The sequence below is a fragment of the Brucella sp. RRSP16 genome (assembly GCF_052246815.1).
GTDB classification, from domain to species: Bacteria; Pseudomonadota; Alphaproteobacteria; order Rhizobiales; family Rhizobiaceae; genus Brucella; species Brucella intermedia.
In genome coordinates, this window is sequence record NZ_JBQQAM010000006.1 from 211,855 (window position 1) to 225,018 (window position 13,164).

Here is a 13,164-nt window from a genome sequence, read left to right on the forward strand (position 1 = left end):
GATCGAAGCCCCGAAGACAGCTCCGGAACCAAAGTCTGAGGGGCTTTTAGCGCGATGCGGGATGGATGCCACTGCGTCACTTTGTTCATCAGGGCAATCCGGGTCGGTCTCCCAAGAAGGTGCCTCAATCAATTGTGATAGGTGTGGGACGCGAAATTGCTTCCCGAAGCATTAGCGTTAAAAGTTTCTATACGAGATTGGTAAATTCTACGTGCGAGATTCGGACGGATTCGCTTGTTCAGCGAACGCATCAATTTGGGCGGTTTGAAATGCAGTTTCCCAGACACTCGCAGACAGATGAGAAGAGCAGCGCTGGGCGCGGACTAACTATCCGTCGCGCAGCGGCGCTGGCTCTGGCAGCTTCGGTGTTTCTCCCCACGGCGCAGGCTGAAGCCGCGAATTCGTTATTGGAGCTTTTTCAGCAGCGCCGCCAGCAGCAGGCGCCACAGATTGCGCCCCAGCCGGAGCTTCCAAAAGCTGCGACGCCAAAAGCAGTCGCGGCCCCGCGCCCGTCTACGCCGAACACGGCCGCGCGCAGCGTTTCGCCAGCCCAGCGCGTGACGGTGAAGGGCCCGCAGATTTACGATTACAAGCCCGATACTCTGGTCAATGTCGATTTCAGCGCGCTCGACATGGGCGTCACGGCGGCCACTGAACCTGCTATGGTCGATCCGTTGACATCGGGCATGTCGCCGATCCGCCCGAAGATGCATGAGGAAACCCCGGGGCAGCGTGCATTCGATGCAGCGGTGGACTATCTGAAGTCCGTCAACGTCAAGGCGGAGAAGGAGATAGCGCAGGCTATCGTCGATTATTATTCCAACAAGCGCAGCTTCATGTGGTCGGCGGATGAGAAGGTGCTGGACCGCGCCAAGGACGTCGCTGCTTTCTTTGCCCGTGCCGATGAAGACGGGCTCAATCCCGACGAATATGCGGTCACGATTCCGGCTGATACTTTCGACGCTGCCGCCCAAGCCGAGCGCCAGCAGAAACTTGCGGAGTTTGAAATCCGCATGTCGGCACGCGCTCTGCGCTATGCCATCGATGCAGGCGAGGGCCGGGTGATCGCCGACCGCCTCAGCGGTTTCCACGACCTGCCGCGCAATCGCGTCGATCCGAAAGCCGTTCTCGAAAAACTGGCGTCGGAAAGCGATCCGGCTGCCTATCTGCATGGCTTCCAGCCGGACAACGAGCAATATGCAGCTTTGAAGCGCGAACTGGCGAATACCGAGCCGCCCTCTGCCGAACCGATCCGCATCTCGCTCAGTGGCGTCATCAAGCCGGGCGATGCCAACCCGCAGCTCGGCAAGGTGGTCGCCCTCATTTCGAGACATGCGCCCGCCAGCTATCTGGCAGAGCACAGGCAGGTGCTGGACGCACATGCAAACGGCGACGTTTACGATCCGGAACTGGTTGCGGCCATCAAGGACTACCAGAAGCTTTCCGGCAGCACGCCGGATGGCGTCATTGGCCGCAATACGCTTTCTGCCCTTCAGGGCGAGCAGTCCTCCGTCAAGCGCGACCGTATCCTTTATTCCATGGAACGCCTGCGCTGGCTGCCGCATGATTTCGGCACGCGCTACGTGATGGTCAATCAGCCGGCTTACCGTGCGGAATATTTCGAGGATGGAAAAGAAAAGCTGGCCATGAATGTGGTCATCGGCTCTCCGAGCCACCAGACCTATTTCTTCTACAACAAGGTGCAGACGGTCGTTTTCAACCCGTCATGGGGCGTGCCGCGCTCGATCATCCTGAACGAGATGCTGCCGAAGGTCATGCGGGACACGAGCTATCTCGACCGCAACGGCTATGAGGTTTATGCGGACGGCAAGAAGGTTTCGGCCAGCGCCGTCAACTGGAGTGAGGTTGCCGCAGGCAAGGCCCATGTCGGCATTCGTCAGAAGCCGAGCCTCGACAATGCGCTGGGCGAACTGAAGATTCTGTTTCCCAATTCGCATGACATCTACATGCACGACACTCCGGCCAAGTCCTATTTCAGCCGCGACATGCGGGCGCTCAGCCACGGCTGCATCCGTCTGGAACGCCCGCGCGACATGGCCGCTGCCGTCATGGGAACCACCGTGCAGGATCTGGACAAGTATTTCGGCAAGAACGAACGCGGCATCAAAGTGAAGGAGCCGGTTCCTGTCTATATCTCCTACTTCACGTCATGGCCGGATGCGAGCGGCCAGATTCGCTATTATGGCGATGTCTATGACCGTGATTCCGGCTTGCAGAAGGCATTCGACAAGACGGCGGGTTCGCGTCTGGCAGCGCTCTGAAACCCTTTGCCATTCAAAACAGCACGGCAACCATTGCTGAATGGTTGCCGTTTTTGTTTGTCGATTGGCACGGACGGGAGAAGTAAAATCTCTTTGGGAAGTGGCACACCAGACGCTTGACTTATGCAGGCGCAGGCCAGTATATCCGCACCACCTTGATTGAGCACTGCTCATCGGGCGTGTAGCTCAGCGGGAGAGCACTCCCTTCACACGGGAGGGGTCACAGGTTCAATCCCTGTCACGCCCACCATTTCCTTACTCCCACGCCGAATGATCCGGCTCGCCGCAGCTGCCGTGAGCGCGCACGAAAGAAGCCGGAAAATCCGGCTTGATCGATTGCGAGTTTATCGGAAACGGGCGCCGATGGTCTATCGCGACAGGATGACATCCCATTTGCCGAACTCGACGAGGCCGCAGGTTTTGGCGAGCGCAACGGACGGCAAATTGTCGAGTTGGCATCGATACTGCGGTTCAAAGCCCCGCTCGATCGCAAAATGGCTAATCCCGCGGAACAATCTGGATGCATATCCTTTGCCTCTTGCATGAGGCAAGGTCAGCACGCCCGTATCCGCGAGTTTCGTGTCGTCCCATGGATACATGCTTGCAGCGCTGACAAGTTCGCCGTTATCGAATGCACCAGCGACAAGCCAGTGATCAAGTTCCACAGACGCGGCGTCGAGATCATCCTCGGTAGCCTTATCGCAGAATGCGTTGAAGAGCGCGGCGTCTTCTTCCGTAAGCAGACGTATATCGGGAGAAACATCCATTTCGGCGATGTTTTTCAGTTCCGCCTCGGGAAAATAGAACAGGTGGTCGGCGCCGTGGCATTTTATGCCAGCCCTATCAAGGCGGCGGTGAAATTCCGGTGCGCTTGCCGGGGTGTCCGAAAGCAACTGCCTGGCCAGCGCTTCGCGCAGAACGACCAGCGTTCTATCCGCCATCTCAAGAATGGCGCCATCGGCTTCGATCTCGAGCGCCGGCGTGGTGGCGATCGAAAAGTGTTTGTCTTCAAACACGACGCCTTCCCCACGAAAGGTGTCACGCCAATAATTGTTCACGGTATCAGAAAACACGACAGCACCAATTCTTGCTCAGTTTTCCGGAGCATGGGCCTGCGTTTGTGAAGATCGTGTGAATTTTCTGTCGGGCTTACGTGAGTTTTCTGTCGAAAGGCGGCGGCAGCGCGTCAAATTTCATCGGTCTCAGGAACGTTCATATCTCCAAAGCATAATGCACGCTGCAATCACCACCGCAGACGTCAGAACGCCTATGACAATAGAGAATAAGACCATTGCATTATCCCTGTTCCGTTTGTTTTCTTTATCGGAGGGGAGAATGACCGAGGAAAATCACTTCGTCAGGTCCGCAATGACGAATCAACATTTTTGACAGTTGAATTGACGAGTCGCGGTTTTCGCGGAGGGCGCAACAACGGCCCATTATCGGCGTTACGACGTATATTTCTTCATGCTGTTATAAAACCTTCACCGTCGCCGGTTAGGCGAGGGCGACCGCTTGTTGAGCGGATCGGACGGGCATTAAGGGGCAGACTAACAAAATCGCTGGAATGGTGGATTCGTTGCATGTTGCGACGATGAAGAGAATTATTTTGTCTATTTCCAAATAGATGAAGTATATATAATATTATATGAAGTAGTTTTTATATCACATATAAATAATTCACAAAACTTACATCGAATAAACATTGATCAAATTATGGTGAATAAATATAGCGGTGGCGTCTAACTCTTCCACTGGAGACGCATTTTATGACTATCAGAAAAATTCTTCTTGGTTCGGCTGCATCGCTCGTAGCGATTTCCGGCGCGCAGGCAGCCGATGCAATCGTGGCGCCTGAACCCGAAGCAGTCGAATATGTCCGCGTATGCGATGCATACGGCGCTGGCTATTTCTACATTCCGGGAACGGAAACCTGTCTGCGCATTCATGGCTATGTTCGCTATGATGCAAGCGGCGGCGACAACAACTATGCTCGCACCCCGGCACAGCTGGAGCGCGACACCTGGAACAAGCTGGCCCGCGTCAGCCTGCGTTTCTCCACCGCCTCCGAAACGGAACTCGGCACGCTCAAGACCTATAGCGAACTGCGCTATGACTGGAACGGCGACGGAAACGGCAAGGCCGACAACTACAATGGCGGCTCCACCAGCACCTCGCTGCGTTATGCCTATATCCAGCTTGGCGGCCTGCGTGTCGGTCTGGATGAATCGGCTTTCGTTACCTTCACCGGCTATCTCGGCAACGTCATCAGCGACGACGTGATCCTCGCCGGCGGTTATCGCACCAACCTCATCAGCTACACCTTCAAGGGCGGAAACGGCTTCTCGGCCATCGTCTCGCTCGAAGAAGGCGGCAATTCCGACTCCAACGTGGACGTCACCATCAAGGACTACATGCCGCATGTGGTTGGCGGTCTCAAATACGAGCAGAGCTGGGGCAAGATCGCAGGTGTCGTAGCCTATGACGCCCGCAATGAGGAATGGGCCGGAAAGGTCCGCGGCGATGTCAACATCACCGATCAGTTCTCGGTCTGGCTGCAGGGCGCCTACAAGTCCAACGACGATCATTACGGCACGTCGGGTGGTTATCGCGTGCGTATCGTCGACTCGTTCTACGGCACGTGGGGCGGTGACTGGGCAGTCTGGGGTGGTGCAGCGTTCAAGGCAACCAGCAAGGCGACCTTCAACGTACAGGCCGCTTACGACGACAGCGAAACCTTCGCCGCAACCGCCAACGTCGCCTACCAGCTGGTTCCGGGCTTCACCATTACGCCTGAAGTTTCCTACACCAAGTGGCAGGACAAGAACACCAGCATGGACGGCAAGGACGCCTGGCAGGGCAAGATCCGTTTCCAGCGCTCGTTCTGACAGGCTGGCTGATAGTGCCGCCAACGGCACAAGCATTGTCGTAGAACTATGATGACCTCCAGTCCATGTTTCTAGCGACAGGGGCGGCGATCTGACCGGTCGCCGCCTTTTTGTGTTTCAGCCCATGAATTTGCAGAAGAGTAAGATAAAACAACAAGTTAGAAGTATATTCGAGATTCTGCTTTAACTAAAAAAAGCCCGGACTGTTCGTTCCGGGCTTTTGGATGCTCATGGCTGGGTTCTTAGTCGAGAACGTAGCAGGCCTTGGCCTTGCCGCGTGCCGGATCGCCGAAGGCGCGATTGTCGCAGCGAACGCCATTCCGGAAGACGCCTTCCGTGAACCGGCCCTCAGCGCCGTAGCGGACGCGCTTGCGCCCGTAAAAATCACAGAAACCGCCTTCCTTCGCGCAACGGCTCCAGTCACGGTCACGGTCGCGATCTTCGTAGCGGTCATACGGGTCATACCGGCCCGGACGATCGCGGCGATCAGGACGGCCCGGACGGTCCGGCCTGTCCCAGCGATCCTGAACGACGAAGGAGCAGCTCTTCTTCTGGCCCGGCGCGGGATCGCCGAAAACCCGGTTGGAGCAGTTGACCTGCGGGCGGTCGATGAAGCGCGAGGTATTCCGTCCGCCAGTGCCGTAAACCACTTCGGCCGGGTAGGGCAGCTGGCAAATTCCGTTCTCGCTTGCGCAACGCTGCAGCTGTGCTGCCGATGCCGGTGCAACAAGCGGGGCGAGGACGGTTACCAGGCCGCCAAGGCATATTGAAGCAATGGTCGTCTTGAGTGCAGGTATCATGATGTGTCCCTCTGATATCGGTGAAATATGCTTTAGTTCCGGTATCTTGAACAGAGGATGAATGTGCTGTGACCAATGGGAATTTTGCCGGGTGGTTAAGAATTCCATGAGGCGGGGTCGACAAACATTTTCCGCTCTGGTTTGCCGCGGCAAGAATGAGGTTCTGAAATGCACCGACTGCCTTTTCGTTTCACATCGATCATCGTCGTACTGGCGGGCATGATTGCCGTCGGGTTTTATGTCGGCCACAAAACGAAAGAGGCGCGCCAGACATCGCTTGTTCAACGTTCCGCGCCATCAGAAGCTGGAATATAGTCCCGCTCTTTTGCTCGGAACGAGCTTCCTTTCCCGCAGGTTTCATGAAATGAGAGTGAAACACTCACCTTCACTCTTCGGAGGCTGCCCGCATGCATGGCGAATATAAAGTCCACGGTGGAAAACTTGTCGTTGTCGATCTGAATGTCCGCGACGGACGCCTGAGTGATGTGCAGGTTGCGGGAGATTTCTTCCTTGAGCCGGATGAGGCTCTGCAGGACATCTGCAATGCCGTCGAGGGCCTTTCAGTCGATGCATCGTCGGAGCAGATCGCAGACGCGGTGAGGGCGGGCCTCCGCCCGGATGCCATGATGCTGGGTTTCAGCCCCGAAGCGGTGGCGATTGCCGTCAGGCGAGCACTGGGCGTGGCGCGCACATGGCGGGATTTCGAGTGGCAGATCGTTGAAATGCCTGCGGTTTCGCCCGCCATGCATCTCGCATTGGATGAAGTCCTGGCACAGGAAGTCGCCGCGGGGCGCCGCGCGCCTACACTCCGCTTCTGGGAATGGGAGCGCCCGGCCATCATCATCGGCGCGTTCCAGTCGCTGCGCAACGAAGTCGATATGGAAGCGACACGCGAATTTGGCGTCGAGACCGTCCGCCGCGTGACCGGCGGCGGGGCCATGTTCGTGGAACCTGGCAGCACCATCACCTATTCGCTTTATGCGCCCGGCGAACTCGTTCGCGATATGAGCTTTGCTGATTCCTATGCATTTCTGGACGATTGGGTGCTGAAAGCGCTCAATTCGCTTGGCATCGACGCTTTCTACAAGCCGCTCAACGATATTTCGAGTTCCAAAGGCAAGATCGGCGGCGCGGCGCAGAAGCGCTTTTCCAAGGGAACGGTCCTTCACCATGTAACCATGGCCTACGACATGGACGCCGAGAAAATGGTGAAGGTGCTGCGCATCGGGCGTGAGAAGCTGAGCGACAAGGGCACGGCAAGTGCCGTCAAGCGCGTCGATCCGGTTCGCAGCCAGACGGGCCTGCCGCGTGAGGAAGTCATCAAGCGCATGAAGGAAACCTTCGTGTTGCTCAATGGCGGCGTCAGCAGCACGATAACGCCGGAGGAATACGCGGCTGCGGAAAGGCTCGTGGTCGAGAAATTCTCGACCGAGCAGTGGCTGCACAACATTCCCTGAACATTCTGTCACGCTCACAATCGCGAAGCAGGGTGACTTGCCCGTGCCGTCATGGCATAGGGAGGCCGCAACGCGACCGCCTTACGTTCCATCCTCTTACAAAGTTCTTCCGTTTCATGATCCGCATCGACAATATCACCAAGTCCAACAGCCATCGAATTCTCTATATCGAGGCGTCCGCCGCTTTGAACCGCGGCGAAAAGATCGGCCTTGTCGGTCCCAACGGGGCGGGAAAGACGACATTGTTCCGGATGATTACGGGTGATGAACACCCCGACGAAGGGCAGGTTTCCGTCGAAAAAGGCGTGACGGTTGGCTATTTCGACCAGAATGTCGGTGAAATGGGCGGACGGTCTGCCGTGGCGGAAGTCATGGAAGGAGCTGGCCCGGTCAGTGTGGTCGCAGCCGAACTCCGTGAGCTTGAAGCTGCGATGGTTGATCCGGACCGCATGGACGAGATGGATGCGATCATCGAGCGCTACGGTGAAGTGCAGGCGCGATATGAGGAACTGGACGGCTATGGTCTGGACGGCCGCGCGCGCGAGGTTCTGGCGGGTCTGAGCTTCACGCAGGAAATGATGGATGGCGATGTTGGCAAGCTTTCCGGCGGCTGGAAAATGCGCGTTGCGCTGGCGCGCATCCTGCTGATGCGCCCGGACGTGATGCTGCTCGACGAACCGAGCAACCATCTCGATCTCGAAAGCCTCATCTGGCTGGAAGCGTTCCTGAAGAATTACGACGGCGCGCTGCTGATGACCTCGCACGACCGCGAATTCATGAACCGCATCGTCACCAAGATCATTGAAATCGACGGCGGCTCGCTCACCACCTATTCCGGCGACTATGCATTCTATGAGGGGCAGAGGGCGCTGAACGAAAAGCAGCAGCAAGCCCAGTTCGAGCGTCAGCAGGCGATGCTTGCCAAGGAAATCAAATTCATCGAGCGCTTCAAGGCGCGTGCTTCCCATGCATCGCAGGTCCAGAGCCGCGTGAAGAAACTGGAGAAGATCGACCGCGTGGAGCCGCCACGCCGTCGCCAGACCGTCGCCTTCGATTTCGCTCCGGCGCCGCGTTCGGGTGAGGACGTGGTGAGCCTCAAGGGCGTGCACAAGACCTATGGAAGCCGCACGATCTATGACGGCTTCGACTTCATGGTCCGCCGGCGCGAACGCTGGTGCATCATGGGCGTCAACGGTGCGGGAAAATCGACGCTGCTGAAACTGGTCGCGGGCGCTGCCGAGCCGGACAAAGGCAATGTCAGTATCGGTGCCAGCGTAAAGCTTGGCTATTTCGCGCAGCATGCAATGGACGTGCTCGACGGGGACGCGACCATACTGGAATGGCTGGAAGAGCGCTTTCCGAAAGCTGGGCAGGCTCCGCTTCGTGCACTCGCCGGCTGTTTTGGATTTTCCGGCGACGATATCGAAAAGAAATGCCGCGTGCTTTCAGGTGGGGAAAAGGCCCGCCTGGTCATGGCGGCAATGCTGTTCGATCCGCCGAACTTCCTTGTTCTGGACGAGCCGACCAACCACCTTGATCTCGATACCAAGGAAATGCTCATCAAGGCGCTTGCCGCCTATGAGGGTACGATGCTGTTCGTATCGCACGACCGGCATTTTCTCGGTGCCTTGTCGAACCGCGTTCTGGAACTGACGCCGGACGGCATTCATCAATATGGCGGCGGTTATACGGAATATGTCGAGCGGACGGGGCAGGAGGCCCCGGGCTTGCGTTCGTGATGCATGATTTACGACAAGATTTGCGTCGCTTAATCAAAATAAGCCATTGATGCACATGCGCGGTTCGGTTAGAAACGCGCATGCAAAGGCTTCGAGCCTTCCGGCTATGCACCCGTAGCTCAGCTGGATAGAGTGCTGCCCTCCGAAGGCAGAGGTCACAGGTTCGAATCCTGTCGGGTGCGCCAAATATTCCTAGAATTCTCAGGCCCAAACGTCTTTAGCTTCTCAGCGACCTCGATGGAAAGGTCGTGCGCACGCCACTGTCCAGCCTTCTTCACCCCGATGCCTGGAGATGACGACGGGCAGGGAATAGAGATACGCTATTCCTTCCAGATATCTCCTACCCCACCCCAAAGCGATCACGATAGGAGCGGGGCGTAACTCCCAAGCGTTTTTGGAATGCACGGTGCAAGGAATGGAGGCTGCCGAAACCTGAGCGCTCGGCGATGCGTGGCAGAGACCAGTCCGATGTCTCAAGAAGCGCCTTCGCACGCTCAATGCGTGCAGCTTCCACGAATTGTGCCGGTGTCGTGCCGGTTTCCCTGTGGAAGGAGCGCGAGAAGGTCCGCTCGCTCATTCCCGCACGGGCCGCTAGAGCGGGACCGGAAAGATCTCCGGTCGGATTCTCGATGATTTCGTCCAATAGCCTGCGCAGGCGCGGCGTGGCGTCGACCTGGGTCGCCAGAACCGGACTGAACTGCGATTGCCCTCCCGGCCTGCGCATGAACAGCACCAACTGTCGAGCGACGGACAATGCTGTTTGCGCCCCGCAATCGGCTTCAACTAATGCCAGGCATAAATCGATACCTGTCGTAACGCCTGCCGAGGTATATGTCGGCGGCTCAGCGACGAATATAGCATCAGGTTCGACATTGACCTGCGGTCGAAGCTCCTTCAGGAGGTCGACGGAATTCCAGTGCGTGGTCGCACGCTTCCCGTCCAGGAACCCACCAGCAGCGAGCACGAAAGCGCCGGTGCAAACACTGACAAGTCGGCGCGTTGTGGTACTGCGTGACTTCAGCCATTCGACCAATGTCGTGCCGAAGATAACCCTGCGCAATGCTTCTTCGCTGCCGCCGGCCACGATGATCGTATCGATCTCATCCGGCAGCTTGTGCAACGCCACGGCATTTCCCAATTGCAATCCGCCGGCCGAACTGCATTTCACGCAGCCACCGGCCGGAGAAGCCAATGTAACAACATACTGCGGCGTGGGTTGTGAGAGGTAGAGGTTCGCCGCCGCGAAAACCTCCATAGGGCCGACCACGTCCATGGCCTGCACCCCGTCATACCCGATTACGACAATCAGTCTGGTCTTTTGCATCATTGGCGTAAAATGCGATAGAATTGACATTTTCGCCATAACTTTCAACGGCTATTTTTGGAGGCGTTTCTATCAAACACGGATAAACCTCATGTGCCGTCTTATGAAAATTCTCCTTGCGGTCCTTCTGGTCGCCTCCTGCATTTCGGGGGCGGGAAGTGCTGTGGCTGCCGATGCAAACTCCATTCATCTGCCGCCTGTGAAGGCCGGACGAGAACGGCCGCTCGTTGCGATTGTGGCTGATAATGGAGGCACGGAGACAACCGATCTCATCGTGCCTTATGGCGTATTGAGGGGGGCGGATGTTGCGGATGTCGCCATTGTCTCGTCTCACGCCGGTCCAGTCAACTTGATGCCCGCGCTTAAAATCCAGCCGGATACGACCATACATGCATTTGACGTGGCCCATCCGGAGGGTGCTGACATCATTATCGTGCCGGCGATGCATGACAGCAGGAACGAAGCCGTGATCGGGTGGGTACGAGATCAGTCGGGCAAGGGAGCAGTCGTCGTGTCCATCTGCGAGGGTGCATGGATAGCCGCTCGCGCCGGTATCCTCGACGGAAGGGCGGCAACCACCCATTGGTACGCGTTCGACAAGATCGCAAGAAATTATCCCAGGGCACGATGGGTTCGGGACCAGCGCTATGTTTTTGATGACAATGTCATGACCACGACCGGCGTCACCGCTTCGATTCCCGCAAGCCTTGCCTTGGTTGAAGCCTTGGCGGGACGTGCAAAAGCGAAAGCGATGGCGGCCGAACTCGGTACCGGAAATTGGACTTCGGCACATGATTCCGCATCGTTTCATCTCACGGCGCGGCGCATGTGGCTCGTTGCTCGCAACTTTCTCTCGTTCTGGAACCGTGAGACCCTATCGATCCCGGTCACAGACGGCTTTGATGAAATTGCGCTTGCGCTCAGCGTCGACGCATGGTCGAGAACTTATCGTTCGCAAGCGGTCGCCACGTCCGGAAAGGCAGTTGTCGAATCGCGTTACGGTCTTGCCCTGATACCGGATCAGAATGCGGATACAGGCAAAAGCCAGCTACCTCTCGATCAGACAACTGCCTCGGCGAAGGCTCTAGACCACACTCTTAAGGAGATTGCAGCACGCTATGGCGACGCAACCGCAGACCTGGTCGCACTGCAACTGGAATATGCCCGATAGAGCAAACTGGCAGCGACTACGGGTTCAATTGAGTCTGGAAGTTCGATGCCGATGCTGCTTTGAGCAGATAATCCGGTGAGAATCGGGCGCACGCCTTGACCGTGATTGCCGAGAAGAGCACGCCAGATATTTGGAATCTCATCATTCGTCCGCGCGTACCTGCGCGTGTGAAATTAATCCGAAGATGAATGTTCCACCGACGACGTTCCCCAACAATGTGGGGAGGCCGAACTTGAAGAGGCTGTCAAATGGTGAAACTTCCCCAATAATCAGCAGAAACAACACCTCGATCGAGCCAACGATGATGTGTGTCAGATCGCCGATCGCAATGAGGTAGGTGACGAGAAATATCAGCGCGATGTGACCCTGTTTGGTGCTGTGGAGCATCCAGACCAGCGTCGCGATAAGCCACCCCGACATTATGCCCTTGCTGAACAACTCATTGCTGGTGTTGGCCATGAGGTGCTTTCCCATGCCGATGAAGGTCTTCGTCACCTCGTCTGAAAAAATAGGCATCGAGGCCATGACGTAGGCCGCAATGGCGCCTCCGATCAGGTTGCCGAAAAGGACTATTCCCCAGAGCCTGATCATCTTCAGAAAGTGGGACAATGTAGGTTCAACCATGAACGGCAGAACCGGTGTTATCGTATTTTCGGTGAACAGTTGCTGATTGGCGATGATGACGATTATGAAACCGACGGTATATCCTGCGGAACTTATCAGGAAGAACAGGTCGCCCTCGGGGAGATAGGTCTCCAGAATGCCGCGAGCGATCATCGAAGTGCTCATTGATATACCGCCCGCAATGGCAGACCAGAGCAGCGCCATCGCTTCGCGATTTATCTCCTTTTCTCCGTCGCGCCGGATCAGCTCGTGTATTGCCGCCGATTTTGACGGAAGAACTTCTTTTAGTCCATCCGCAGTCGGTTCTGTCTCTTCCGGATTGGACATGGCGATCCCCTCACTGTTTCGATTTCGGCAGATAGAGCGTCACAGTTGTTTGTCGAGAGACGGAACTTGATCGCCGGAGGCTCGTTTCGTCTCTCGTGAACAGGAGAATTGAATGCGAAAGTCCTTATTGTTTTTTATTCTGGCCGTTGCCGTGATCCTGGGCTTCATTTTCGCAACGCCCTATTACTATGGCGTAAGCCCGCAAAACAGCGGCGAACAAGGCTCGTCTGCCGAGCATTAGTCTCCAGGCTCCAAAAAAGCCGCAACAGGTCAGCACCCCTTTGCGTCCGCTCTGCTTTTAGTACCCATCGAAGGCTCAAGCCCTATCAACGGTGAAATTCAATCGTTTCTGTTCGGTGAACAGGCGATTGTGTTCGCGACCTTTGGCAGTCACCGCTGTGCAAGGAACCGGCAATCGGCAGCAAACCGGCATTGATAAATCCCAGGGATAGAAAGCGTTCGACCGTGGTAGGGACCGGTGCGCCGCAAGCGAAAGAACAGTGTGCAAGCCGCGCCGAACCATCTAATGATAGCGACGGGGGAGAAATTATG

10 protein-coding genes and 2 tRNA genes are annotated in these 13,164 nt (G+C 56.7%); 8 read left to right on the forward strand and 4 right to left on the reverse strand.

What is annotated here, in order from left to right:
• The first annotated feature begins 269 nt into the window (after positions 1-269).
• Positions 270-2,282, forward strand: coding sequence for a L,D-transpeptidase family protein (locus ACS5UA_RS11730; RefSeq protein ID WP_443101323.1), 2,013 nt, complete (start codon positions 270-272; stop codon positions 2,280-2,282).
• Positions 2,283-2,457: 175 nt separating this feature from the next.
• A tRNA-Val gene (locus ACS5UA_RS11735) sits at positions 2,458-2,532 on the forward strand.
• A 118-nt stretch (positions 2,533-2,650) separates the two neighbouring features.
• On the opposite strand, the gene ACS5UA_RS11740 is transcribed toward ACS5UA_RS11735, so the two are convergent.
• On the reverse strand, positions 2,651-3,298 hold the full coding sequence (locus tag ACS5UA_RS11740; RefSeq protein ID WP_155268862.1) for a GNAT family N-acetyltransferase: 648 nt from the start codon (positions 3,296-3,298) through the stop codon (positions 2,651-2,653).
• A 753-nt stretch (positions 3,299-4,051) separates the two neighbouring features.
• Between ACS5UA_RS11740 and ACS5UA_RS11745 the strand changes: the two genes are divergently transcribed.
• Complete coding sequence (locus ACS5UA_RS11745; RefSeq protein ID WP_006466749.1) at positions 4,052-5,170, forward strand: porin; 1,119 nt, start codon at positions 4,052-4,054, stop codon at positions 5,168-5,170.
• A gap of 242 nt (positions 5,171-5,412) precedes the next feature.
• Here ACS5UA_RS11745 and ACS5UA_RS11750 read toward each other — a convergent pair whose 3' ends face one another.
• Positions 5,413-5,970, reverse strand: coding sequence for a hypothetical protein (locus tag ACS5UA_RS11750; protein ID WP_006472740.1), 558 nt, complete (start codon positions 5,968-5,970; stop codon positions 5,413-5,415).
• A gap of 407 nt (positions 5,971-6,377) precedes the next feature.
• Here ACS5UA_RS11750 and ACS5UA_RS11755 point away from each other — a divergent pair, with 407 nt between their 5' ends.
• The 3 genes from ACS5UA_RS11755 (at position 6,378) to ACS5UA_RS11765 (ending at position 9,351) form a co-directional block, all read left to right on the forward strand.
• Positions 6,378-7,427 (forward strand): lipoate--protein ligase family protein, encoded by a 1,050-nt coding sequence (locus tag ACS5UA_RS11755; RefSeq protein ID WP_273772337.1) that lies wholly within the window; start codon positions 6,378-6,380, stop codon positions 7,425-7,427.
• Positions 7,428-7,543: 116 nt separating this feature from the next.
• Positions 7,544-9,166 carry an ABC-F family ATP-binding cassette domain-containing protein gene (locus tag ACS5UA_RS11760; RefSeq protein ID WP_443101324.1) on the forward strand — a complete coding sequence of 541 codons (1,623 nt, stop codon included), beginning with the start codon at positions 7,544-7,546 and terminating at the stop codon, positions 9,164-9,166.
• A 108-nt stretch (positions 9,167-9,274) separates the two neighbouring features.
• A tRNA-Arg gene (locus ACS5UA_RS11765) sits at positions 9,275-9,351 on the forward strand.
• 155 nt (positions 9,352-9,506) lie between these two features.
• Here ACS5UA_RS11765 and ACS5UA_RS11770 read toward each other — a convergent pair.
• The gene (locus ACS5UA_RS11770; protein WP_443101325.1) at positions 9,507-10,490 is read right to left on the reverse strand and encodes a GlxA family transcriptional regulator; all 984 of its coding nucleotides are present in this window, start codon (positions 10,488-10,490) and stop codon (positions 9,507-9,509) included.
• A gap of 103 nt (positions 10,491-10,593) precedes the next feature.
• Between ACS5UA_RS11770 and ACS5UA_RS11775 the strand changes: the two genes are divergently transcribed.
• Positions 10,594-11,661 (forward strand): DJ-1/PfpI family protein, encoded by a 1,068-nt coding sequence (locus ACS5UA_RS11775; RefSeq protein WP_273772333.1) that lies wholly within the window; start codon positions 10,594-10,596, stop codon positions 11,659-11,661.
• A 141-nt stretch (positions 11,662-11,802) separates the two neighbouring features.
• Here ACS5UA_RS11775 and ACS5UA_RS11780 read toward each other — a convergent pair whose 3' ends face one another.
• Positions 11,803-12,612 (reverse strand): formate/nitrite transporter family protein, encoded by an 810-nt coding sequence (locus ACS5UA_RS11780; protein ID WP_025089575.1) that lies wholly within the window; start codon positions 12,610-12,612, stop codon positions 11,803-11,805.
• Between the two features lie 112 nt (positions 12,613-12,724).
• On the opposite strand from ACS5UA_RS11780, the gene ACS5UA_RS11785 reads away from it, so the two are divergent.
• Entirely contained in the window at positions 12,725-12,853 is a 129-nt protein-coding gene (locus ACS5UA_RS11785; RefSeq protein ID WP_265974218.1) for a hypothetical protein, read from the forward strand.
• The last annotated feature ends 311 nt before the right edge of the window (positions 12,854-13,164 follow it).